The 24,788-nt window shown below is 69.2% G+C and carries 14 protein-coding genes, 1 tRNA gene and 2 pseudogenes; 8 read left to right on the top strand and 9 right to left on the bottom strand.

The genetic code is table 11. From position 1 onward, the window contains the following. Positions 1-173: 173 nt before the first annotated feature. From EJ913_RS09465 to EJ913_RS09480, 3 genes and pseudogenes are all read left to right on the top strand, one after another. Positions 174-250, top strand: a tRNA-Met gene (locus EJ913_RS09465). A 348-nt stretch (positions 251-598) separates the two neighbouring features. Next, positions 599-1,403: pseudogene (locus EJ913_RS09475) on the top strand (IS3 family transposase); the annotation flags it as partial. A 34-nt stretch (positions 1,404-1,437) separates the two neighbouring features. After that, a pseudogene (locus EJ913_RS09480) lies at positions 1,438-1,683 on the top strand (IS3 family transposase); the annotation flags it as partial. Positions 1,684-1,757: 74 nt separating this feature from the next. On the opposite strand, the gene EJ913_RS09485 reads toward EJ913_RS09480, so the two are convergent. The 3 genes from EJ913_RS09485 to EJ913_RS09495 all read right to left on the bottom strand — a co-directional run bounded on the left by EJ913_RS09485 (position 1,758) and on the right by EJ913_RS09495 (position 4,284). After that, on the bottom strand, positions 1,758-2,066 hold the full coding sequence (locus EJ913_RS09485) for a hypothetical protein (RefSeq protein WP_126997134.1): 309 nt from the start codon (positions 2,064-2,066) through the stop codon (positions 1,758-1,760). A gap of 88 nt (positions 2,067-2,154) precedes the next feature. Beyond that, positions 2,155-3,723, bottom strand: a complete 1,569-nt coding sequence (locus EJ913_RS09490; protein WP_211098915.1) for a bifunctional aminoglycoside phosphotransferase/ATP-binding protein — start codon at positions 3,721-3,723, stop codon at positions 2,155-2,157. 138 nt (positions 3,724-3,861) lie between these two features. Further along, positions 3,862-4,284: a hypothetical protein gene (locus EJ913_RS09495; protein ID WP_244939302.1), complete on the bottom strand. Its 423-nt coding sequence runs from the start codon at positions 4,282-4,284 to the stop codon at positions 3,862-3,864. A 159-nt stretch (positions 4,285-4,443) separates the two neighbouring features. Here EJ913_RS09495 and EJ913_RS09500 point away from each other — a divergent pair, with 159 nt between their 5' ends. Next, entirely contained in the window at positions 4,444-6,147 is a 1,704-nt protein-coding gene (locus EJ913_RS09500; protein WP_342353705.1) for a PHA/PHB synthase family protein, read from the top strand. Between the two features lie 38 nt (positions 6,148-6,185). On the opposite strand, the gene EJ913_RS09505 is transcribed toward EJ913_RS09500, so the two are convergent. Continuing rightward, positions 6,186-7,916, bottom strand: a complete 1,731-nt coding sequence (locus EJ913_RS09505) for a sensor histidine kinase (protein ID WP_126997138.1) — start codon at positions 7,914-7,916, stop codon at positions 6,186-6,188. Positions 7,917-8,660: 744 nt separating this feature from the next. Here EJ913_RS09505 and EJ913_RS09510 point away from each other — a divergent pair. The 4 genes from EJ913_RS09510 to EJ913_RS09525 all read left to right on the top strand — a co-directional run bounded on the left by EJ913_RS09510 (position 8,661) and on the right by EJ913_RS09525 (position 16,534). Next, positions 8,661-9,521 carry a universal stress protein gene (locus tag EJ913_RS09510; RefSeq protein WP_185909733.1) on the top strand — a complete coding sequence of 287 codons (861 nt, stop codon included), beginning with the start codon at positions 8,661-8,663 and terminating at the stop codon, positions 9,519-9,521. A gap of 702 nt (positions 9,522-10,223) precedes the next feature. After that, positions 10,224-11,297 (top strand): NAD(P)-dependent alcohol dehydrogenase, encoded by a 1,074-nt coding sequence (locus EJ913_RS09515; RefSeq protein WP_126997142.1) that lies wholly within the window; start codon positions 10,224-10,226, stop codon positions 11,295-11,297. A 40-nt stretch (positions 11,298-11,337) separates the two neighbouring features. After that, positions 11,338-13,926: a magnesium-translocating P-type ATPase gene (gene mgtA, locus EJ913_RS09520; protein WP_126997144.1), complete on the top strand. Its 2,589-nt coding sequence runs from the start codon at positions 11,338-11,340 to the stop codon at positions 13,924-13,926. Continuing rightward, positions 13,916-16,534 carry a cation-translocating P-type ATPase gene (locus tag EJ913_RS09525; RefSeq protein ID WP_126997146.1) on the top strand — a complete coding sequence of 873 codons (2,619 nt, stop codon included), beginning with the start codon at positions 13,916-13,918 and terminating at the stop codon, positions 16,532-16,534. Before mgtA ends, EJ913_RS09525 begins: the two co-directional genes overlap by 11 nt. A 25-nt stretch (positions 16,535-16,559) precedes the next feature. Here EJ913_RS09525 and EJ913_RS09530 read toward each other — a convergent pair whose 3' ends face one another. The 5 genes from EJ913_RS09530 to EJ913_RS09550 are packed head-to-tail and all read right to left on the bottom strand — an operon-like array spanning position 16,560 to position 24,581. After that, complete coding sequence (locus EJ913_RS09530) at positions 16,560-17,687, bottom strand: ABC transporter permease (protein ID WP_126997149.1); 1,128 nt, start codon at positions 17,685-17,687, stop codon at positions 16,560-16,562. A 3-nt stretch (positions 17,688-17,690) separates the two neighbouring features. Continuing rightward, complete coding sequence (rbbA, locus tag EJ913_RS09535; RefSeq protein ID WP_126997151.1) at positions 17,691-20,456, bottom strand: ribosome-associated ATPase/putative transporter RbbA; 2,766 nt, start codon at positions 20,454-20,456, stop codon at positions 17,691-17,693. Beyond that, complete coding sequence (locus EJ913_RS09540) at positions 20,453-21,460, bottom strand: HlyD family secretion protein (protein WP_126997153.1); 1,008 nt, start codon at positions 21,458-21,460, stop codon at positions 20,453-20,455. The genes rbbA and EJ913_RS09540 overlap by 4 nt, the downstream gene beginning before the upstream one ends. Then, positions 21,457-23,058 carry an MBL fold metallo-hydrolase RNA specificity domain-containing protein gene (locus EJ913_RS09545; protein WP_126997155.1) on the bottom strand — a complete coding sequence of 534 codons (1,602 nt, stop codon included), beginning with the start codon at positions 23,056-23,058 and terminating at the stop codon, positions 21,457-21,459. Before EJ913_RS09545 ends, EJ913_RS09540 begins: the two co-directional genes overlap by 4 nt. Positions 23,059-23,090: 32 nt before the next feature. After that, positions 23,091-24,581: a thymidine phosphorylase family protein gene (locus tag EJ913_RS09550; RefSeq protein WP_126997157.1), complete on the bottom strand. Its 1,491-nt coding sequence runs from the start codon at positions 24,579-24,581 to the stop codon at positions 23,091-23,093. Positions 24,582-24,788: the final 207 nt, after the last annotated feature.

Consider the following 24,788-nt stretch of genomic DNA (forward strand, 5'->3'; position numbering starts at 1 on the left):
GAACTCGGCCGTGAAAAGCCTCTGCGCCGATGGTACTGCGTCTTAAGGCGTGGGAGAGTAGGTCGCCGCCAGGTCGCCAAGGCACACGAACATCCCAGACACACAAGCACACCACCGACCCAAAGCTTCGCGCCTCATCCTCACAAACTCCACCCCCCGCACCAAACCACATCCGCGGGGTGGAGCAGCCCGGTAGCTCGTCAGGCTCATAACCTGAAGGCCGCAGGTTCAAATCCTGCCCCCGCAACCAACGACAGTTGACAGCCCGCCTCCCACGAGGCGGGCTGTCCGCGTTTGGGCTCCGCTTCGGCGCACGCCTCCAGGATCGCCAGCAGGTCGCCATGAAGCTGCGCCTCCAGCCCGGCGCCCGAGGGGCAGGGGGGACAGCACGACGCGGTCGACCATGGACCGGATCATCTCCATCGCGGCCATCCCCTCGTCGCCGTCGCCGAGCACGGACTCGAGCTCCGCGATCTTCCGCCGGTACGGCTCCGGCAGGTTGGCCGGCAGCAGCATCCCCGGCGCATCCGTGTGAGATGGTTCCCGTTTCCCGGACAGTTCGCTAAGCTTGGTTCGCCCACGATGAAGGACGGACCCGATGACGGGGCAATGCGAGCTGGTTTCCATCAGCCGGTCCAGCTACTACGAGCCAGCCAAAGGCGAGCCGGCCGCAAACCTGGAGCTGATGCGGCTGATCGACGGGCGGTTCGTGGAAACGCCCTGGTCCGGCAGCCGGCGGATGACCCGGCATCTGCGCCGGTACGGCCATGAGGTCAACCGCCAGCGGGTTCGCCGCCTGATGGCGCGGATGGCGCGGATGGGGCTGTGGGCGGTCTACCAACGCCCGAAGACGACAGTGCGGCATCCCGAGCACAAGATTTGGCCGTACTTGCTGCGCGACATGACCATCGACCGACCCAACTAGGTCTGGTGCGCTGACATCACCGACATTCCGATGCGTCGGGGCTTCCTGTATTTGGTGGCGGTGATGGACTGGGCGACGCGCAAAGTCTTGAGCTGGCGGGTGTCGAACACCACGGACGTCGAATTCTGCATCAAGGCCGTTGAGGGGGCGATGGCGCGGCACGGCCGGCCGGACATCTTCAACACCGATCAGGGCAGCCCGTTCACCAGTCCGCGTTTCACCGGCCTCTTGACCGCAGTCGGCATCCGGGTATCATGGACGGGCACGGCCGGTGGATGGGCAACGTCCTCATTGAACGGCTGTGGCGATCGATGTAATACGAGTGCGTTTACCTCCACGCCTTCGAGACCGGCAGCGAGGCTAGGTCCGGGATCGGTCGCTGGATCAATGACTACAACGCCGACCGCCCGCACTCGGCAGCAGAACCCCGGCAGAGGCCTACGAGGGCACACCGAAACAGATCAGATTGGCGGCATAACAGGAACCAGAACCAAGCTTATTTCAGCCGAAAATCTGTCCGGGAAATGGGGACCAACTCAGACAACGCCTTGGCCGAGACGATCAACGGCCTCTACAAGACCGAAGTGATCCGGCGCCGGGGGCTGTGGCGCACCCTGGAGGCCGTCGAGTTCGCCACCCTCGATTAGGTGGACTGCTTCAATCACCGGCGCCTGCTCGAACCCATCGGCAACATTCTGACCTCCGAGGCCGAAGCACGCTATTATGCTCAACCCGAAGGCGTCACCATGGTGGCGTGATTCAACCAAATCAACCTCCGAGAAACCCGGATCGGTTCGGCACGCAACGTGAGCGTGTCAGCGACATCATGGGGTCAGCAGCGCATGGCGTGGCATTCCGCTCGGCAGGCTTGGCGCGCGAGAAGCGCTTCAAGAGTGGCCTTTGCACGCTCGGCATTCTCCGCGGCGGTCCGCTCCAGATTCTCGACGATCGACGAAGGGAGCGGTGCATCCAGGCCGATGGGAATCCATGGCTCCATCGTCCAAAGGAGCGCCGTCAGATGCGCGTCGTGCCGCTCCGCCAGACGTGCGGCGGCTTCGACGCGTTTGATGCCGATCGGCGATCGTCGAAATGCACCAGGATGTCCTTGCAGACCATGGCTTCCTCCATTCGTTGAAAACATCCTTATCCCCAGAATGAGCGGTTTGGGTGGCCTATTCCTTTATCTGCATCAAGTTGCCCCTCTTGACGTTTCCCATGCCGCGTACCGATCAGCCTTCAGCATCGGAGGATTGAATCAACGCGAGCATGGACGCTTCGACGACATCAAAAGCCACGCCCGCGTTCAGGCGGTGCCAAGTCAGCGCACTGATCCCTTCTTCGGCCTGGGCATCGAGGACCGCCACCGTCGCGTCCGACGGGTCGTCACGCCGCATGGCCACGCGTTTCCTGAGCAGAGCGGATGGAGCGTCTAGCCAGACGCCAAGGAACGGCGCGTCCGCTTCCGCTGCCAGTTCCATCAACTGGGTACGCTCCGTGGGCTGGTGGTGGGTCGCGTCGAGAATCACCCCTCTTCCGGCTCGCAGGGCGATCCGGGCCAGACGCCGCAGAGTGCTGTAAACCCGCTGGGTCACCTCCGGCCGATAGGCCTCCTCCGGCAGACGGTCGGTCGGGGCGACACCGAACATCCGCTTCCGCTCGATGTCGCTTCGCAGATGCAGGGCACCCGGCGCCAGACCGAAGGCGGGAGCAACGGCGGCGGACAACCGGCTTTTTCCGGAGCCGGACAGTCCGCCGATGGCCAGAAGCCGGGGCTGGACCGGCTCGAGAAAGTCCAGCGCGGCCGCGATGTAGGCGCGCGCGCGCGCTGGCAGATCGGCCGTGCCGGAACCGAGCCGAACCTGCGCCGCCAGGACCTTGGCCCGGATGGCGGCCCGCAGGCTGAGGAAAAGAGGCAAGAGCGCCAGCCCCGTGATCTCGTCCTCCTCTGCCTTGGATTGCCAGAGATAACCGTTGAGGAGACGTGCCGCGTGACCGCGTAGTCCTCGTTCGCACAGATCCATGATCAGGAAGGCCAGATCGTAGAGGATGTCGGAAGTGGCGAGATCGTCGCTGAACTCGAGCGCGTCAAAGAGGACCGGCTCGTCGTCCAGCAGGACGATGTTCCGCAGATGCAGATCGCCATGGCAACGCCGGACCTTGCCGCCCGTCGCCCGCCGCCGCAGCAACGCCTGGCCATGATCGAACGCCTCGGTCAGACGCTCGCGCAACCGAGCGGCCTGCGTTCTGGGGAAGAGATCGGAAGCGGTGTCGATTTCGTCCAGGGTTTCCTGCAAAACGCTTCCAAGCGACTCCACGGCCGTCCCTCCGCCCTGGGGCGGCGCCCGGTCGTGGAGACGGACGATCGCGCGAGCGAGCCGGTCGATCATCCGGGGGCACAGGGCCTGCCGGTCCGCAAGCCGGTCGAAGGTCGCCTCCTCGTCGAAGCGTCGCAGATGGACCGCCCATTCGACGATCTCGCCGTCACCGCCCAACTGGAGCCGGTTGCCGCAGCGGACGATGGGAATCGTGCCGAGATAGAGCGTCGGCGCGCTCATCCGGTTGACCGTGATCTCCGCTTCGCAGCACCGCCTGCGCTTTTCGAGAGAGGACAGGTCCATGTAGGGAAAGCGGACCGCTCGCTTGACTTTGTAGACATCGGCGCCAGCCAGGAAGACGACCGCGCCGTGGGTTTCGATGCGCTTGACCGGCTCGGACAGACCGTGGGTGGCCGGGTCGGCCAGGAAAGCGAACACGGCGCTTTGGCACCCGGTCATCGGGGCCGGCGGTTCGGCGGACATGGGCTGTCCCGGTTCGACGGCGGCCCGCCTATCCGTTCCAACTTCTCCGCGAGACAGCGCTCCTGCGCTCATCCTGCACTCCAGGGATCATCGCTGCGATCGAACGAGGCGGCCACCGGGACCGCCATCCTCCCTTCCTCACGGACCTTCGGCGCCGACCGGCCCCCCGGAGGCGCTGTTCGGTGAAGCCGCCGGCAGAGGATGGTTGTGTGCGAAGCGATACAGCAGCCGCTTCAACTGCATGGCATGCTTGTGGTCGCCCCGTGCCTCGGCAGCGTGGATGTCGTCCAAAATCAATCGACGCAGGACAGTCTGCCCGCGGGCCGTCTCGACCAGATAATGGCCGAACTCCATCGCGCAAAGCTCTGGAATGTGCTCGTGTTCCATGATGGCGGCGATCTCCTCTTCGGACAGGTCGCACAGCGCCAGACAGTCTTCCCGGGTCAGCATGATGGCCTCCCTTGATGATGGCTCATTGTCTTCCAGGGCCGGACCCGGCGTCTTAATCAAGATCAATGGCGACGGCCGCAATTCGGTGCGGAATGGCCACGTCACAGCCATGGGGCATCCGTCATGCCAGGAGCGAATCTCGCCATCGAGCCTCCGAACGCCGACCGCGTCCGGCCGCTTCCGATCCAGGCCCCCCAGGGTGCGCCCACCCCGGATGAGCCAATTCATTACGAGAGCGATGGCTCCGCCGCGACCGCTCTGGAAGACGCCGTGGACCGTTCCCTTCATGCGGCACAGGCCCGCATCACCGGAGGCATCTCGCCAGCCGCCCTCGTCGCCGCCTATCTCGACTGGGCCGCGCATCTGGTCGGCAGCCCCGGCAAACAAATGCAACTCGTCCGGAAGGCGGCGCGCAAGACGTTGCGGTTCGCGGTTTACGCCGGGCGTTGCGCCAGCCAAGACGGCGCCATCGGCCGCTGCATCGAGCCGCTGCCGCAGGACCGCCGTTTCACCGGCGACGTCTGGCGGCATTGGCCCCACAACCTTCTCCATCAAGCCTTTCTGCTCAATCAGCAATGGTGGCACAACGCGACCACCGGCGTGCGCGGCGTCAGCCGGCAGCACGAGGCGGTGGTGGCCTTTGTCGCGCGTCAGCTCCTCGACACCGTCTCACCCTCGAACTTCCTTCTCACCAACCCTGAACTCCTGCAAAGAACGGTGCGGGAGGGTGGGTTGAACATCCTCCGCGGCGCGCAGAACCTGATTGAGGATTGGGGACGGGCGATGGCCGGCGAGAAGCCCGCCGGCACCGAGCGCTTCCAGGTCGGCCGCGACCTCGCGCTGACGCCGGGCACGGTGATCCACCGCAACCGGCTGATCGAACTGATCCAGTACAAACCGAACACCGGCACGGTGCGGCCCGAGCCCGTGCTGATCGTCCCGGCCTGGATCATGAAATACTATGTCCTCGATCTCTCGCCCGGCCATTCGCTGGTGGAGCATCTGGTCGACCAGGGCTTCACGGTGTTCATGATCTCCTGGCGGAACCCGGAGCCCGAGGATCGCGACCTCGGCATGGAGGATTACCGCAAGCTGGGTGTGATGGCGGCGCTCGACGCGGTGACGGCGGTGATCCCCGGCGCGCCCGTCCATGCCGTCGGCTACTGCCTGGGTGGAACGCTGCTGGCGATCGCCGCCGCCGCCCTGGCCCGCGACCCGAACGAACGGCTGCGCTCGGTGACGCTGTTCGCCACCCAGACCGACTTCACCGAGGCGGGCGAACTGATGCTCTTCATCAACGAAAGCCAGATCACCTTTCTGGAGGACATGATGTGGGAGCAGGGTTTTCTCGACGCCAAGCAGATGACCGGCGCCTTTCAACTCCTGCGGTCGAACGACCTGATCTGGTCGCGCATGATCCACGACTATCTGCTGGGAGAGCGCGCGCCGATGAACGCCCTCATGGCCTGGAACGCCGACGCCACCCGCATGCCCTGCCGCATGCACTCCGAGTATCTGCGCCGCCTGTTCCTCGACAACGACCTTGCCGAAGGGCGCTATCTGGTGGATGGAAAGCCGGTCGCGCTCAGCGACATCCGCGCGCCGGTCTTCGCGGTCGGCGCCGAGCAGGACCATGTCGCCCCCTGGCGCTCGGTCTTCAAGCTCCATCTCCAGACGGACACGGACGTCACCTTCCTGTTGACCAGCGGCGGGCACAACAGCGGCATCGTGTCGGAGCCCGGCCATCCAGGCCGCTCCTACCAGGTCCGGACGCAGGCCAGCACCGATCGCTTCATCGACGCCGACGTCTGGGCGGCCACCACGCCACGGACGGAGGGATCCTGGTGGCCCGAGTGGTGCCGCTGGCTGGAGGCACGCTCCGGGCCCCCCATCGCGCCGCCCGCCATCGGAGCGCTCGATGCCGGCCTGACGCCCCTGTGCGACGCGCCGGGCCGCTATGTGCGGCAGGGGTGAGCGCGGATGGGCGTGGCTCGCCACCGCGCCGGCCGCGTTCACCCCTGGACGGCGGCCTGCTTGACCTCCGCCGGCGTCTCGACGGCAAAGGAGAGGAGCAGGCTGGTGCCCGCATCGACCGACCATTCGGGCTCCGCTCCGACTTGGTCCGCAAGCATCTCGATCAGCTTGGTGCCGGACGACCGCGTCCGGTTGGCGGCCATGCCGACTCCGTCGTCGGCCAGCCGCAGCCACGCCCGGCTCGTCTCCCCCATCCACAATTCGAGCGTGATCGTGCCGGCCCGTCCCGGAAAGGCGTGCTTGGCGCTGTTGGTGATGAACTCGTTGGCGATCAGTCCGAGCGAGACCGCGGTGCCGTGATCGACGCGCACCTCGTCGACCTTCGCCTCGAACGTGATCCCTTCGACCCGCCCGCGACGGTAAAGCGCGATGGCGTGCCCACACAGTTCCTGCAGATAACCGCCCAACTCGACCGTCCCGACCTGGCTGGCGTCGTAAAGCCGGCTGTGGACCAGACGCAGCACCTCGATCCTGCCTTCCAGTTCGCTCAGGATGCCGCAGCTTCCGGCGCAGCCGGTCTGGAAGCGCTCCAGGGCGATCAGGCTCATGATGGCCTGGAGGTCGTTCTTCACCCGATGCTGGAGTTCGCGCATCGCCGTCGTGTGTTCCTCGACCGTCTTGCGCAGATGACGGCTGGCCGTGTGCAGCGACCCATACACCAGAGCCAGTTCCGCCGAGGCCGAGGCCGGGACGGACGGCAGATCCGCGCCCGGCCGTTCCATGGCCTCCGCCACCCGCGCCAGCCCGGTCACGGAAAGCGACAGCCGGCGCGCGTAGCCAAGCACGAAGAGCGCGGCGACCACCATCATCAGGCCGCTGACGACGATCGACAGCCACAATGACCGCCACAACGGCTCCTCGAACACCGCGGCCGGAGCGGCGAAGGCGACGGTCCAGCCGGACACGGCCGACCGGGAATAGACCAGCGACAGCGGTTCCCCCTCCAGGGCCGGGCCTTCCGCCCGGCCTTCCGGGGCTTGGCGGATCGCGTCCAGGACCCAGCGGGGCGCCGGCTTGCCGACGAACCGTTCCGCCGCCCGCGTGCGGGCGACGACGACACCGGCCGCATCGATGATCCCTGCCACCCAGCCGGCGGCGACCCCTTCCTCCTGAAGGAGCTTTTCCCACTTGGTCGCCGTAACCACGGCGATGAGCACGTGCGACGGTCCGTCCTTTCCCGGAACAGGAACGAGCACCGCGGCCACGTAGGCTTGCGCGATCGGCCCGTACATCAGATCCGACACCTGCGGCTGGCCGGTCGCCAGTGTTTTCGCCACCAAGGGATCGACGGGGTTCGGGCTCGGTGCCGGAGTTCCGAACGGAAGAGCGGTGGAAAACAGCAGGTCGCCCCCGGCTTCGCGGAGGGTGACATGCGACCATTGGGGGTGTCTGGCCTTCACCTCCTGCGCGACGCGGTAGGCGCGCTCCGAATTCGGATCGTCGGCCATGCCGATCGCGAGGCTTTCCAAGGTCGCGATGGTGACGAGGAGTTGCCGGTCCAGCGCGACCGAAAAGGCATGGACGGTCCTCTCCATCTCGGCCTCGGCGAATCGACGCTGATACGACAGGTTCCAAGTGATCAGGCCAATGGCGACAAGAGCCATGGACGCCAGCACCGCGACCACCATGTTGAAAAGGCCGTGGCTGATTTTCCATCGCGCAGCCTCAAGCGAGGGCGACCAAGCGTTCGACGACAGTGAAAGCTTCATGAGAAGCCCCCGGAGCACAAATTTGAGAAGGGTGGCGGCCTGCGGTTCGCAACACCGGCGCACAGCATGCTGGCGTATGCGATGGCATATAACTACCAGATCCACAAAACATCGACATAAATAATTTGCGCAAATTTTGTCGCATCAAAACATAATATGACATTTGTAATAGATTGGCTCCCGAGATTATTATCTTGCATCCTGAGGGAAATTTAACGGTGATTGTTAAGTGACAAAATAATTTTCTTTATGCAAGACGAAATCTGCTTGTTCCCTTGTGCAATATTTTGAAGCCTTGTTGTGTGGTCCGACGCCGAAGGTCGATGTCCGTTGACAGAAGCGCGACGCAACGACAGCGGACCGCCGGAATTTTTGAGCACGCACCCGCCATCCTCCAGCCTCTCGCCATGCGACATTTCGCCGTGAAACGCGACACGCCGGATGTTCGGGCAGGAACCGAACGACGGCTCGCTGCACAAAGCGGCTCGGCTCCGGTTGGGAAGACGATCTCGAAATCCGAGGCAGCCCTTGGTCTTCCAGCCGTTCGCCTTCCAGCCCGATCGGCGGAGACCATCGTTTCCGGTCTCCGCGCCACGGACGGGCCGACCATTAACCTTGATCAATGCAGGCGCGGCCCAGTTTGGTCGAAAATGCTCCCGGAACGCGCCGATTTCCGGCCTTCGCGCACTCCGGCGTCCAGGCGCGGACCGCCCCGCAACAGAGAGGCATCACAGGAGGCACATCATGTCCTACCGGGTCATGCTGGTTCCGATGAATGGCAGCGAAACCGATGCTCCCGCTCTGCGCATGGGGCTTGCCTTGGCGGCGGAGTTCAACGGGCATGTCGACGCGCTCTGCATCACGCCGCGACCGGAGGACGGTCTGCCGGTCTTGGCGAAAGGGCTGCCCGAGTCGACGATCGAGGAGATGACCCGCATCGCCCGGGCGGCGCTCGACGCGCGCCGCAAGAGCGCCCGATACGCCTTCGACCGCTCCGTCCTGAGCTTGACCGGAATCACCGCCGACGGCCAGCCCGGCTTGGCGGGGCCATCCGCGTCCTGGCGCGAGCTTCACGGTTCCGCGGACACCCTGCTTCCCAGGGAGGGGCGGAAATCCGACCTCATCCTCCTCGACCACACGACCGCTCCGGCCCAGCGGACCCTCATCGAAGCGACGCTCCTTTCTGCGGGGCGGCCTGTGCTGCTGGTTCCTCCCAGCGCGGCGCCGGCACCGGTGGGGCGCTCGGTCGCCATCGGTTGGAACGGCGGCGTCGAAGCCGCGCGGGCCGTGGGCGCAAGCCTGCCGTTCCTCCAGCGCGCCGACAGCGTCTTCGTGCTGACCGCCAACCCCTCCAAGGTGGACGAGCATGGCAGCGCCGGAGTGGAGCGCTACCTTGCCTGGCACGGCGTGGCGGCCAAGATCGTCGCGGTGCATCCTGGGATCGACGATGTCGGAACGGCTTTGATCCGGCGGGCCGGCGACCTCGGCGCGGATTTTCTGGTCATGGGAGCCTACGGCTACAGCCGGATGCGTGAAGCCGTGTTCGGCGGCGTGACGCGGTGCATGCTCCAAACCCCGAAGATGCCGCTGCTCCTGGCGCATTGAGCGCCATCCCGAGGGATCGGCTCAACGCGCAGCGACGCGCCGTTCCTTCCCCCCTTCATGCGGTCAGGAAAGAACGGTCCGCGCCGACATGAGGGGCGGGGGCGTGGCCAGGGTGGTGAGGAGCGGTCCAGCCCACGACCACGACCGTGTCGTGGGCTGGACATCAGTTAAGGCGGGACTCCTCCGATTGGAGAGTGCCCTTTTCCTTCCGGGCCGGATCGGGGAGCTTCCGGACCGATCCGTTTCTGCGCCGGACCAGCACGTCGATTTCGTACCCGAGGGAACGCACCCGTTCGGCTTCGCGCAAGGCGAACTCCATGGCCGCCCGCCGCGATGGAAAACATCCACTGCCGTCCCCGTCGCCGCACCCGACCGTCCATTTGGCCTCTTCGCGGTCAACGACAAAGAAAATACGCGGTATCATGGGGTCCTCCAGACTTCGAGATGTGCGGCACGTCTTCCCATCGCCCTCCTTCCGTGGCCTCACTTTGAACGCGGCGGCGCGGGGCCGTCTTTATCCAGGTTAAGAAGACGGGAGCGTGTCTCCTGGCCGGCGGACACGGCGAACCGACACCCGGCCGGTTAACCCAGATCAAAGCGGCGCCCGAGCGAAGCCCTACCATCGTTCCCGGCCGGCAATCCGTCCAGCATGGGGCCGCGTGCTCCCGACCGGAAAGCCGCCGCCAGCCAAAGAGGTGCGCGATGGTCACGATGAAAGCCGCGATCTTCGTCGAGCCGGGCCGGATCGTCCTGGACGACAAACCGATCCCCGAGGTGGGTCCCCTCGACGCCCTTGTGCGGGTGACGACGACGACGATCTGCGGGACCGACATCCACATCCTCAAGGGCGAATACCCCGTCCATCGCGGCTTGACGGTCGGCCACGAGCCGGTGGGAATCATCGAGAAGCTCGGCTCGGCCGTCGTCGGCTACGAGGAGGGGCAGCGGGTCATCGCCGGGGCGATCACGCCCAGCGGGCACAGCCACGCGTCGCTCGCCGGCTGCCACGCCCAGGACGGCTGCGGCACGCGCCATGGCTGGAAGCCGGTCGGGGGCTGGAAATTCGGCAACACCATCGACGGCTGTCAGGCGGAGTACGTCCTCGTTCCCGACGCGATGGCCAACCTCGCGCCGATCCCGGACGGTCTGACCGACGAGGAGGTGCTGATGTGCCCCGACATCATGTCCACCGGATTCGGCGGCGCCGAGAAGGCCGGCATCCGCATCGGCGACACCGTGGCGGTCTTCGCGCAGGGGCCGATCGGGCTCTGCGCCACCGCCGGGGCCAGGCTCAAGGGGGCGACGACGATCATCGCCGTCGACACCGTGCCGGAACGGCTGGCGATGGCGCGCCGCATGGGCGCCGACCACGTCATCGACTTCCAGCAGACCGATCCGGTCCGGGAGATCCTGCAACTGACCGATGGGCGTGGCGTCGACGTCGCCATCGAGGCGCTGGGCACCCAGAGCACCTTCGAGTCCTGCCTGCGGGTTCTCCGGCCCGGCGGAACCCTGTCGAGCCTCGGGGTCTACTTCGGCGATCTCCGCCTTCCGCTCGGCGCCTTCGCGGCCGGGCTGGGCGACCACACGATCGTCACGACGCTGTGCCCCGGCGGCAAGGAACGGATGAGGCGGCTGATGGCGGTCGTGGCGTCCGCGCGTGTCGACCTGAAACCGCTGGTGACCCACCGATTCCGCCTCGACGACATCGAAAGAGCCTATGACCTTTTCGGCCACCAGCGCGATGGTGTGGTGAAGGTCGCGATCATCCCTTGACCGACGCGGCCCTCCGTCCGCCCGCAGGAGGCGTGCCCTCATGACCCCCGACGACCTCGGCAGCCCGCCTCTCTCCGCCGTCCTCCGGACTCTGGACGCCACCACCGCCGGGCTGGACGGCGCCGAGGTCGAGCGCCGCCGCCGGCGCTACGGCCCGAACCGCCCGCTGGCGCATGGCCGGCGGCCGCCGTGGGTGCAATTCCTTAGCCGCTTCCTCAACCCGCTGGTCCTCATCCTGCTGTTCGCCAGCGGCCTGTCGGCGGCGACCGGCAACGTCGCCAGCTTCGTCATCGTCCTGGCGATGGTGCTGCTCAGCGTCACCCTGGACTTCGTGCAGGAGATGCGGGCCGAGACCGCCGTCGACGCCCTGCGCCGCAGCGTCGCGTTGCGCGTCCGGGTCCGTCGCGACGGCATCGAGCGGTCGGAGCCGGCGGAGCAGCTCGTGCCGGGCGACGTCGTCCGCCTTGCCGCCGGCGATCTGGTGCCGGCCGATTGCCGGCTCATCGAGGCGCGCGACCTGTTCGTGAACCAGGCCATGCTGACCGGGGAGCCCTACCCGGTGGAGAAGCACGCCGACGCCCCCGACGCCTTATCCGCCCCGCACCCGGACCCGGCCGAGGCGCTCGACACCGTCTTCATGGGCACCTCGGTGATCAGCGGCAGCGGTCTGGCCCTGGTCTGCCGGACCGGCGACGCCACCGCCTTCGGCCAGTTGAGCGGCACCCTCCAGGCCCCGCCGCCGCCCACCGCCTTCGAGCTGGGCATCCGCCGGTTCGGCTTCCTGATCCTACGGCTGACGGTTGTCCTGGTGCTGTTCGTGCTGGCGGTCAACACGCTGTTCCACCGTCCCTGGCTGGAGTCGCTGATGTTCGCGCTGGCGCTCGCGGTCGGGCTGACGCCGGAGCTGCTGCCGATGATCGTCACGGTCACGCTGGCGCGCGGCGCGATGCGGCTGGCGAAGCGCCGGGTCATCGTCAAGCGGCTGGCCGCCATGCACAACATCGGCGCCATGGATCTCCTGTGCACCGACAAGACCGGGACGCTGACCGAGGCGACGATCCGCATGGTCCGCCATCTGGACGGCCGTGGCGCCGAGAGCGAGCGGGTGTTCCGCCTTGCCTATCTCAACAGCCGTTTCGAGAGCGGCATCCGCAGTCCGCTGGACGAGGCCATCCTCGCCTTCCGCGCGGTGGACCTGACCGGCTGGGAGAAGATCGACGAGGTGCCCTTCGATTTCGAGCGGCGGCGGGTCTCCGTGCTGGTCGCCAACGGCGCGGAGCGGCTGCTGGTGGTCAAGGGCGCGCCGGAGGACGTGCTGCGGCAATCCACCCATTACGAGACCGGGGACGGCGCGGTCGCGCCGCTCGATCCGGCGGCGCGGGCGGGGCTGGACCGGCTGTTCCAGACGCTGGGCGAGGACGGCTTCCGCGTGCTGGCCATCGCGTCCAAGACGGTCGGCGCCGACCACGTCTCCGCCGCCCTGGCGGACGAGAGCGACCTCGCCTTCGCCGGCTACGCGGTGTTCCTCGACCCGCCCAAGCCGAGCGCCATGGCGGCGATCCACGCCCTGACCAAGGCCGGGGTGAACATCCGCATCCTGACCGGGGACAACGAACGGGTGACGCGGCACGTCTGCGCCGAACTCGGTCTGACCGTCACCGGGCTGCTGACCGGGGACGATCTGCGGGGGATGAGCGAGGAGGCGTTGCGGGCGCGGCTGGCCAAGGTCAACGTCTTCTGCCGGGTCACCCCGGCGCAGAAGGAGCGCGTGCTGCTGGCCCACAAGCGGGCGGGGCGGGTGGTCGGCTTCCTGGGCGACGGGATCAACGACGCCTCGGCCATCCACGCCGCCGACATCGGCATCTCGGTGGACAGCGCCGCCGACGTCGCGAAGGAGGCGGCCGGCGTCATCCTGCTCGACCAGGATCTGTCGGTGGTGCAGGAGGCGGTGATGGAAGGGCGACGCACCGTCCAGAACGTCACCAAATACATCCTGATGGGCAGCAGTTCGAACTTCGGCAACATGTTCAGCATGGCGGGCGCGTCGCTGTTCCTGCCCTTCCTGCCAATGCTGCCGATCCAGGTGCTGCTCAACAACCTGCTCTACGACGCCTCGGAGGCCAGCATTCCCTTCGACACTGTCGAGGCGGAGGCGCTGGCCCGGCCGGCGCAATGGGATTTGCGGCTGATCCAGCGCTTCATGCTGGTGTTGGGGCCGGTCAGTTCGCTGTTCGATTTCCTGACCTTCTACGTGTTGATCCATGTCTTCGGCGCCGGCGAGGCGCTCTTCCAGACCGGATGGTTCGTCGAAAGCCTGGCGACCCAGGTGCTGGTCATCTTCGTGATCCGCACCCGGCGGAGCTCCCTGCGCGACCGGCCCCCGCCGGTTCTGATCGGGCTGACGCTCGGCGCCGCGACCGTCGGCGCGCTGCTGCCGTTGACGCCGCTCGGCGCCTTCTTCGGTTTCGTGGTGCCGCCCGTGTCCTTCTATCTCTTCCTGGCGGCGGCGGTCGCCACCTACCTGCTTCTGGTCGAAACGGTCAAGCGCCTGTTCTTCCGTTGCATCGCTCCCCGGCCCGGACCCGGCCGGCGGAATGCCCCTGCCGGGACGGGTTTCCATGCTGGATGACAGACCGGCGCCGCCGGAGGCGTGGCACAGCCACAGCGGCGGGGAATGCCTGCGACGGCTCGACAGCCGGCCGGGCGGGCTGACGCCGCACGAGGTCGAGGCCCGGCAGCGGCGCCACGGTCCCAACAGCCTTCCCGCCAAGCCCCCGGCCGGCTGGATCGCGCTCGGCCTCCGCCAGTTCCTCAACCCCCTGGCCCTGCTGCTGCTGGCGGCGGCGGCGGTGTCGCTGGCGCTGGGGGAGTTCCCCGACGCCGGGTTCATCCTGCTGGTCCTCGTCGTCAACGCCGTCGTCGGCGCGCTCCAGGAAGGCCGGGCCGAGCGTGGCGCCGCGGCGCTCGGCGGGCTGGTGCGACAGGAGGCCACGGTCCTGCGCGCGGACCGGCGCCAACGCCTCGACGCCGCAGAGTTGGTGCCGGGCGACATCGTCGTGCTGGAGGGCGGCGATCTGGTTCCGGCCGACATCCGCCTGTTGGAAGCCGAGCGTCTGACGCTCGACGAAAGCCTGCTCACGGGGGAGTCCCTGCCGGTCGAGAAGACGGCGGACGCCATCCTGCCGGCCGCCCTGGCCCTTGGCGAGCGGACGACCCTCCTGCACGCCGGAAGCTTGGTCCAGCGCGGTCGGGCGGTCGGGGTCGTGGTCGCCACCGGCCTGCGGATGGAGATCGGCCAGATCGCCCGCGCGTTGGAGCGGGTGGAAAGCAAGGCCCCGCTGGTGTTGCGGCTGGAGCGCTTCACCCGCCTGATCGGCGCGGCCGTCGTCGGGGCGGTGGCGGCGCTGGCGGCGTTCGGCCTGATCCTGGGCCTGCCGCCGGCCGAGATTTTCTTCGTCGCGGTGGCGCTCGCCGTGTCCGCCATCCCCGAGGGGCTGCCGATCGCGGTGACGGTAGCCCTGGCGGTCGCCGCCCGCCGGATGGCGCGCCGCAACGTGATCGTCCGGACCCTGCCGATGGTCGAGGGGTTGGGGGCCTGCACCGTCATCGCCAGCGACAAGACCGGCACCCTGACGGAAAACGCCCTGACCGTGCAATGCCTGTGGCTGCCGGACGGGAGCAGCGTCGAGGCCGGACGCGACGAACCGCCGGAGCCGGCGATCCGGCTCGCCACGGCCGGCGCCCTGTGCAACGACGCGGCGCTCGGCCCCGGCCCCGGCCTCAACGGCGACCGCAGCGGCGCGACGGGCGACGCCGTCGACGTCGCGCTGCTGCTGCTCGCCTCCCGCTGGCGCACGGCGCCATCCCCCGGCCCGGAGGGGGCGCGCTGCGGTGCCATCCCCTACGAGCCGGCCAACCGCATGGCGGCCGTCTTCACTCGGCGGACGGAGGGCGTTCACGCCACGGTCAAGGGCGCTGTGGAAGCGGTGCTGCCGATGTGCCGGGGCGAATCCGGCCCCATCCTGGCGGCCAGCCGGGCCTTGGCGGAGGACGGCCACCGGGTCCTCGCCATCGCCGAGGGGCGGGTGGAGGCGCCCGGCGGCCCGGAGGTCCTGCGGGGGCTGACGCCGCTCGGCCTCGTCGCCCTGGCCGACCCGCTGCGGCCGGAAGCGGCGGCGGCCGTGCGCGACGCGCGGGCCGCCGGCGTCCGCGTCTGCATGGTCACCGGCGACCACCCGGCCACCGCCCTGGCGATCGCCCGCCGCCTGGGCATCGCCGACGCGCGCACCGGCGTCGTCCACGGCGACGATCTGGCCGCGTCCAAAGGCCCGGAGGAGCGCCGCCGTCTGGTCGCCGACGCCACCGTCTTCGCCCGCATCGAGCCCTTGCAGAAGCTGTTGATCGTCGAGGCGCTCAAGGCCAACGGGGATTTCGTCGCCGTCACCGGCGACGGGGTGAACGACGCCCCGGCGCTGGCCTCCGCCCACATCGGCGTGGCGATGGGCCGGAACGGCACCGACGCCGCCCGGCGGGCCGCCGGGCTGATCCTGGCCGACGACAACTTCGCCTCGATCGTCGCCGGCATCCGGGAGGGCCGCATCGCCTATGCCAACATTCGCAAGGTGGTCGCCTTCCTGATGGCCAGCAGCATCGCCGAAATCGGCGTGTTCTTTCTCAGCCTCGCGTTCGGTCTGCCGCTTCCGTTCTTCGCGCTGCAACTGCTGTGGCTGAATCTGGTGACCGACACCATCCAGCACATGGGGCTGGCGCTGGAGCGGGAGGAGCCGGGCTTGCTGGCGCGCGGCCCCCGCGCCCCGTCGGAGCGGCTGTTCGACCGCTGGATGGTGGCCCAGACCCTGCTGGCCGGCGCCACGATGGCGGTCGTCTGCACGTTTGCCTATCGCGGGCTGCTGGACGCGGGCCACACCGTCGAGGCGTCGCGGAACCTCGTTCTCCTGCTGATGGTCTGCTTCCAGAACGTCCATGTCTTCAACTGCCGTTCGGAAATCCACTCCGCGTTCGGCCACTCGATGCGCGGCAATCCCTGGCTTCTCCTGGCGGTCCTGACCTCGCAGGCCGTTCATCTCGGCGCGATGTACACGCCCGGACTGCGCGACCTGCTGGGCCTCGCGCCGGTCGCTCCGCTGGAGTGGATGGGCGTTGCCGGCGCCTCCCTCGGCCTGATCCTGGTGATGGAGACCTACAAGGCCGTCCGGCGGGCGCTCGGGTCCCGGTAACGCGGGCTTGCCGCGCCGGTTGCGCTCAGCGGAAAGTGGCGAGGTGGCGGCGGAAGCGGGCGAGGCTCCAGAGGAAGAACAGGGCGCCGATGCCGGCCGTGGCGGCGAAGCGCGGCCAGACCACCGCGATGCCTGCGCCACGGAACAGAATGGCCTGGGCGAAGGCGACGTAATGGGTGGAGGGCGAGAGCTGCATCGCCGTCTGCAACCAGTCCGGCTCGCTTTCCAGCGGCGTGAAGCCGCCGGACAGCATGTTCATCGGCAGCACGATCAGGATGAACAGAAGCCCCAGCTGCGGCATCGAGCGCGCCACGGTGCCGAGGAAGATGCCGAGCGCCGTCGCGAAGAACAGGTAGACCGCCGTCCCCGCCAGGAACAGCGGCACCGAACCGGCGAGCGGAACCCCCAGGACGCCGCGCAGCACCCCGTAGAGCGCGACCACGGTCAGCGCCAGGATCACCGCCCCGTTCGCCAGCACCTTGGCGGCCATGATCTCCGCCGGGCGGACCGGCATGACCAGCAGATGCTCCAGCGTGCCGTGCTCGCGCTCGCGGATCAGGGCGGCGCCCGACAGCAGCACGGCCAGCATGGTCACGTTGCCGACCACCGACATGGTGCCGGTGAACCAGCGGGTGTCGAGCGCCTCGTTGAAGGCGACCCGGAGCTGGAGGGCGACCGGCGCCGCCGATTCCGGGGCCTCGCGCCGGACGAAGCGGCCGATCTCGTCGTCCAGGATGCCCTGGATGGTGCCGGCGCCGATCCCCGCCTGCATCATGGCGGTGGCGTCGATCAGCACCTGAAGGGTCGGGCCGCGGCCGGCCAGGACGTCGGCCTGGAAGTCCGGCGGGATGTCGAGCACGAAGGTGTAGCGCGCCGCCGCCATCCCCGGATCGACCTGCTCGTGGCGAAGGACGACGGGGATCTGGAACTCCGGCCCGTGGAAGCTGGACACCAGCCGCTGCGACAGGGGCGAGCGGTCCTCGTCCACCACGGCGATGGCGCCGTTGCGCAGTTCGTGCGAGACGCCGGTCGCCTGGCTGTAGACCGACAGCGTGAAGGAGTAGATCACGAAGCCCAGCATGAAGCCGTCGCGCAGCAGGCTGATCCACTCCTTGCGCGCCAGGGTCAGGCTGTTGCGGAGGAAGCGCCCCATGGCTCAGCGCTCCTGCTTGGGCAGGAACAGGACGCCCAGCGCCAGCAGCGCCGGGACGAAGGCGGCGGTCGCGGCGATGAAGGGCAGCAGCTCCGTGAAGGACAGCCCCTTGGTGAAGGCGCCGACCGACAGCTTCAGGAAATAGGTGGTGGGGAACAGCGTGCCGATGGCGTGGGCCGGCCCCTCCAGCGTCGAGACCGGCTGCATCAGGCCGGAAAACTGCGTGGCCGGCATCATCGTCGTGATGGCGGTGCCGAACACCGCCGCGGTCTGCGTCGCCGTGAAGACCGAGATCAGCAGCCCCAGCGCCGTCGTTGCGCACACATAGACCAGCCCGCCCAGCACCAGCCCGGCCAGACTGCCCTTCACCGGAACGCCGAACAGCGCCACCGCCATCCCGATCATCAGCAGCAGGTTGACGCCGGCCAGCGCGATGTAGGGAAGCTGCTTGCCGAGCAGGAACTCCAGCCGCGTCACCGGGGTGACGTAGAGGTTGGTGATCGACCCCAGCTCCTTCTCGCGCACCACGCCGAGCGCCGCCAGGATCGCCGGGATGAAGACCAGCAGCAGCCCGATGTTGGCCGGAACCATCGCGTCGGCGCTGCGGAACGCCTGGTTGTAGCGGTAGCGCGTCTCGATCACGGCCACCCCCGGCGGGAGCGTCACCCCGGCCTGCCGCGCCCAGTCCTCGACGAATCGCTGGTGCAGGCCGGCGACATAGCCCTGGACGGTCTCGGCCCGGAAGGGCATGGCGCCGTCGACGCGGACCGACAGTTCCGGCACCCGCCCGCCACCATTGGAGCCGCCGAGGCCGCCGCGCCGCAGGTCCCGGCCGAAGCCGTCGGGGATCTCGATGGTCAGCACCGCCTCGGCGCGTTGCAGCCGCAGCGCCAGCGCGGCGGAATCGGCGGCGGGCGGGGTGGCGACGAAGCTGCGCGAGCCCTCGAACTGCTCGACATAGGCGCGGCTTTCCGGCGTGCGGTCGTGGTCGAGGACGGCGAAGCGCAAATTCTCGACGTCCATGGTGATGCCGAAGCCGAAGACCAGCATCAGCAGCACCGTGCCGAGCAGCGCCACCGTCAGCCGCACCGGGTCGCGCCGCAGCTCCAGCGACTCCCGCCACGCATAGGCCAGCAGGCGGCGGGACGAGACGCCGCCGTCGCGCGGGCCGCCGGAAGGTCCGGCCTCCAACGGCGGGGCCGTCGCCGGGGCGGGGCTGTCCGCGTCGGCGCCATCCTGCGCCGCCTTGTCCGCCTGCCGCATGAAGCCGATGAAGGCGTCGTCGAGCGTCCGGGCCTGCTGCTGCCGGCGCAGCGCGTCGGGCGGGCCGGACGCGATGACCCGGCCGGCGCTCATGAAGGCGACGCGGTCGCAGCGCGCCGCCTCGTTCATGAAATGGGTGGAGACGAAGATCGTCACCCCCCGGTCGCGCGACAGGGCGACCAGATCGCGCCAGAAGCGGTCGCGCGCCACCGGATCGACGCCCGAGGTCGGCTCGTCGAGGATCAGCAGCTCCGGCTCGTGCAGGACAGCGACGGCCAGCGACAGCCGCTGCCGCACACCGAGCGGCAGCCGGTCGGCCACCGCGTCGCCATAGCCCGCCAGCCCGAAGCGCTCCGTCAGCGGGCCGAGCCGGGCCGTGGCGGCGTCCAGCCCGAACAGCCGGGCGTGCAGGGCGAGGTTCTGGTTCACCGTCAGCTCGCCGTAGAGCGAGAAGGATTGCGCCATGTAGCCGACCCGCCGCCGCGCCTCGCGGTCGCCGGCATCGACCGGGGCGCCGAACAGGCGGGCCTCCCCGGCGCTGGCCGGCAGCAGGCCGGTCAGCATCTTCATGGTCGTGGTCTTGCCGCAGCCGTTGGAGCCGAGAAAGCCGAAGATCTCGCCCCGGCCGATGCGGAAGCTGACGTCCTCCACGGCGGTGAAGTCGCCGAAACGGCGGGTCAGGCCGCGCGCCTCGATGGCCGGCGCGGCGCCGTCGATTTCGGGCGGGCGGGGCGGCACCACCAGCTTGGCGTGACCGCGCCGCACGGCCTCGGGCAGCAGGGCGATGAAGACGTCCTCCAGCGCCTCGGCGCCGTGGCGCGCCTTCAGGGCGGTCGGCGTGTCGGCGGCCAGCAGCCGCCCGGCGTTCATCATCACCACGCGGTCGAAGCGCTCCGCCTCGTCCATGTACGAGGTGGCGACCAGCACCGTCATACCCGGCCGCCCGGCGCGGATGCGGTCGATCAGCTCCCAGAACTGGCGGCGCGACAGCGGATCGACGCCGGTGGTCGGCTCGTCCAGGATCAGCAGGTCGGGGTCGTGCAGCAGGGCGCAGCACAGGCCGAGCTTCTGCTTCATGCCGCCCGACAGCTTGCCGGCCGGCCGGTCGGGAAAGGGGGCGAGGCCGGTCGCCTCCAGCAGGGCGCGGATGCGGGTGCGGCGGCGGGCGGCGTCTAGCCCGAACAGCCGGCCGAAGAACTGCAAATTCTCCGCGACGCTGAGGTCGGCGTAGAGGTTGCGGCCCAGACCCTGCGGCATGTAGGCGATGCGCGGTTGCAGCCGCGCCCGCCCGCGCCGGTCGCGCAGGTCGGTGCCGAGAACGCGGAATTCGCCGGCCTGAGGCTTCTTGGCCGTCGCGATCAGGCCGAGCAGGGTCGATTTGCCGACGCCGTCCGGGCCGATCACCGCGACGCTCTCCCCGGCCGCGATCTCCAGCCTGACGCCGTCCAACGCCACGGTGCCGCCGTAGCGGTGGCCCACCGTCCGCAACGCGACCGCGACGGTCACGACCCGGCCCCCTCCGCCGCCGGCCGGGTCAGGCGCGATTCCAGCCAGTCCGGCCAGGCGGCGGCGGGGTCGAGCTTCACGTAGGCGACGCCGGTGACGCCGGTCTTGACCCGCTCGGCGTAGCGGGCGACCAGCGCCTCGGGCACGCGGGCCTTCACGCGGAACATCATGCGGTCGCGCTCGGTCCGGGTCTCCACCTGCTTGGGCGTGAACTGGGCGCGCGGCGCCACGAAGGTGACCGAGGCCGGGATCGCCAGATCGGGCCGGGCGTCGAGCAGCAGGCGCGCCTCCGCCCCCAGCGCCAGATTGCCGGCCGTGTCGGTGGGAAGGAAGAACGTCATGTAGACGTTGCCGAGATCGAGCAGCGTCGCCGCCTTGCCGCCGGCCGCCAGCACCTCGCCCGGCTCGGCGAGGCGGTAGAGCACGCGCGCCTTGCGCGGCGCCTTCAGCACCCCGTCGCCGACGAGGTCGCGCAGGCGGTCGGCGTCGGCCGCGGCGGCGGCGATGGCCTCCACGGCGCTGGCGGCGTGGCTCCTGGCGGCGGCCAGCGCCGCCTCGGCGGTGCCGAGCTGGTTGCGCGCCTGATCGACCCGCTGCTGCGCGACATGGCCCTTGCCGAACAGCACCAGCGCCCGCTCCATCTCCTTGGCGGCGAAGGCGGCCTCGCTGGCGCGCTGGGCGATCAGCGCGTTGGCCTCGTCGCAGGACTGCCGGGACTGGCGCAGCAGCGCCTCGGCCGATCGGAGCTGGGCTTCGAGGTCGCGGGTGTCCAGGGTCGCGACGACGGCCCCGGCCTCCACCAGATCGCCCTCCTCGACGGGGATGGTCAGGACGCGGGCGGCGAACTTGGTGGCGACGTCGATCTCGTTCGCCTCGATCCGCCCGTTCCCGGAGGCGAAGCCGCCGGGCAGCCGGTTGCCCTGCATCGCCCGGTAGCCGTAGACCCCCGCCGCCCCGAGCAGCGCCAGCAGCGCGACGGCCAGGAGAACGCGCTTCAGGGTCATCGCCGTTCCCCCTCGGACGATCCGGTGGCCAGCGCCTTCTGGACGCCGGCGAGGATGCGCTCGCGCGCCGCGTCGTCGGGAGCCGTGTCGAGCGCCCGGCCCAGCGACAGCAGCGCCTGGGCGTAGCGGTTGTGCCAGTCGCTGCCGGCCATGGCCGGGGGCGCGAGCCGGGCCGGCGCCTGGCTGCGGGCCTGCGGCCGCGCCGCCGTCAGGTCGGCGGTGTCGTCCAGGGCGGGCAGGGCGACGGCATCCTCCGCCCAGCCGCGCTCCCGCAGGGACTGCCGGATCGAGGCGCGCGCCTCCTCCTCGCCATGGACCAGGAAGAGGCCGTGTTCGACGCCCCGGCGCGCCTCGACCCAGGCCAGCAGGGCGGAGCGGTCGGCGTGGCCGGAATAGACGTCGATCGAGCGGATGCGGGCGCGGACCTGGATTTCCTCGCCATGGATGCGGACGCGCGGCACGCCCTGCTGAAGCACGCGGCCCAGGGTGCCGGGCGCCTGATAGCCGACCAGCAGCACGCTGTCCTGCGGCCGCCACAGCCGGTTCTTGAGGTGGTGGCGGACCCGGCCGGCGTCGCACATGCCGCTCGCCGCCATGATGATGGCGCCGCCGCTGATCGTGTTCAGCCGCTGGCTTTCGGACACGCTGCGCGCATGGTGGAAATTGGCGCGGGTGAAGGGGTCGCCCTCGGTCTCCAGATCGTCGAGATGGCGGCGGAACACCCCCGTCACCGCATCGGCGAGCGGGGAGTCGAGGAAGACGTCCACCAGCGGCAACTGTCCGGTGTCGAACAGCCGGTCGAGGTCGTAGAGCAACTCCTGCGTGCGCTCCACGGCGAAGACCGGGATGACCAGGGTCCCGCCGGCGGCCAGCGCCGCCTTCACCTCGTCGCGCAGCAGGGACTGCCGGGCCGTCTCGTCCAGATCGGCGCGGTCGCGGTCGCCGTAGGTGGTCTCCAGCACCAGCCAGTCGGGCCGTTCCGGTCCCTCGGCGTCGGCGTGGAAGCTCTTGCCGCCGGGACCGAGGTCGCCGGAGAACAGGATGGTGACCGGCTTTTCCCCCGGCCCGCCCGCCACCTCGACTTCGATGGAGGCCGAGCCCAGGATGTGGCCGGCGTGCCAGAAGCGGGCGCGCAGGCCGGGCAGGATTTCGACCCAGCGGTCGTAATCGACCCGCCGCAGCCGCCGCAGCGAACGGATGGCGTCGTCCTGCGTGTAGATCGGCTGGACGGCGGGGCGGCCGCGCTGGCGGTTGCGGTGGTTCAGCCGCTCGACCTCGGTCTCCTGGATGTAGCCGCTGTCGGGCAGCATGAACTCCAGGAGGTCAGCCGTTCCGCCGGTGGCGTGGATCCGCCCCCGGAATCCCGACTTGGTCAGCTTCGGCAGCAGCCCGGAATGGTCGATGTGGGCGTGGGTCAGCAGCACCGCCGCGATCGCGGCGGGATCGAAGGGGAAGGGGCGGTAGTTCAGCTCCTTGATCGTCTTGGTGCCCTGGAACATCCCGCAATCGACCAGGATGGCGCCCCTGGGGGTGTCGAGACGGAAGCAGGAGCCGGTCACGGTTCCGGCCGCGCCGTGAAAGGTCAGGGCAAGCTTCATTGCGTCCTCTCCCTCTTTCAATGTCCGGCGCGTCAGGTCACAAGGACGACCCCGCAATCCTCGGCGGCATGGGCCTGGGCGAAGGTGAAATCGGCGTTGGTGCCGGCGTGGATGCGGTACAGCGGCTCCCCCTTGCGCACCCGGTCACCGACCTTGCGCAGCAGGTCGATGCCGGCCCCCTTGTCGTTCGGCGCGCCGGCCAGCCGGGCGATGCGGGCGATCCGGTAGCAGTCGAGTGCGCCGACCACCCCGTCGGCGGCGGCCGGCACCTCGGCCACCAGCGATCCCAGCCGGGCGGCGGCGGGCGGCGGCCCCTGTATCGCCATGATCCGTTCCATCGCCGCCAGCGCCGCGCCGGAATCGAGCAGCCGGCGCGCCAGCGCCTCGCCCGCTCCACCCCGCACCGCCGGATCGAATTCGAGGATGCGGCCGGCGAGATGCAGCGCCCGGTCCCGCAGGTCCTGCGGGGCGTCGGCCGCGCCGCGCAGGACCGCCATCACGTCGCGCGCCTCCAGCACCGGGCCGATGCCACGGCCGACCGGCTGGGAGCCGTCGGTGATCGCCACCTCCAGAACCAGGCCGAGTTGGTCGCCGATGTGCTCGAACAGCTTGCGCAGCCGCACCGCCTCGCCGGCCGACCGGATCTTGGCGGTGGGGCCGACCGGGATGTCGATCAGCAGATGGCTCGACCCCGCCGCCGCCTTCTTCGAGAGGATGGAGGCGACGAGTTGCTCGCGGGTGTCGATGGCGAGCGGCCGCTCGACCGAGATCAGGATGTCGTCGGCCGGCGACAGCCGGACATGGCCGCCCCAGACCAGGCAGCCCTTCGCCTCGCGCACCAGTTCCTGCATGCGGTCCATCGGCACGTCGACGTTGGCCAGCACCTCCATCGTGTCGGCGGTGCCGGCGGGGGAGGTGATGGCGCGCGACGAGGTTTTCGGGATCGGCAGCCCATGCGCGGCGACGATGGGCACCACGATCATCGAGGTGCGGTTGCCGGGAATCCCGCCGATGCAATGCTTGTCGGCGATGGGACTCAGCCCCTTCCAGTCCAGCCGCGCCCCCACCGCGATCATGGCGCGGGTCAGGCCGAGCACCTCCGCCGTGGTCATGAAGCTGGCGCAGGCGATCAGGAAGGCGGCGATTTCGATCTTGGCGTAGCGATGGCCGGCGATGTCGCGGATCACCGCCGCGAGGTCCGCCTCGCCGAGCGCCCGGCCCGCCACCTTGGCGCGGACCAGCTCGAAGCTTTCCGGCGGGGTCGGCGGAACGAGATGGACCGGCGTGCCCTCGGGCAGGCCGAGATGGCGGAAGGCCGGCCCCGACAGGCCGATCTCGTCGGGTCCGAGGATCGCCGGATCGTCGACGATGTTGAGCACGGCCAGCAGCGACCGCGCGTCCTTGCGCACCTCCACCCGGCCCAGCCCGAGGAACTCCTCGGCGTGATGGCGGGTGCAGTTGCGGTTCAGGAAGGCGACGTTCTCCCGGACGGTGTCGATCGCCAGATGACGGAGCGTCAGCATGGCCGCCCTCCGCCCCGATGGCACCGCGCGACGGACTGGCCGATCGTGCTTTCATCCGGCCCGTCATCAAGCCGCACGCGGCCAAGCGGATCCGGGATCGTCTCGCCACCCATGGGACCTCCCACCGTCCCTGTGCATCGTCTGCCCAGGATGGGCTTCTCCCGTAGGGCGGCATTGACCTGGGTCAAGACACGGGCCGACCGGCCC

Source organism: Azospirillum doebereinerae (assembly GCF_003989665.1).
Lineage (GTDB): Bacteria > Pseudomonadota > Alphaproteobacteria > Azospirillales > Azospirillaceae > Azospirillum > Azospirillum doebereinerae.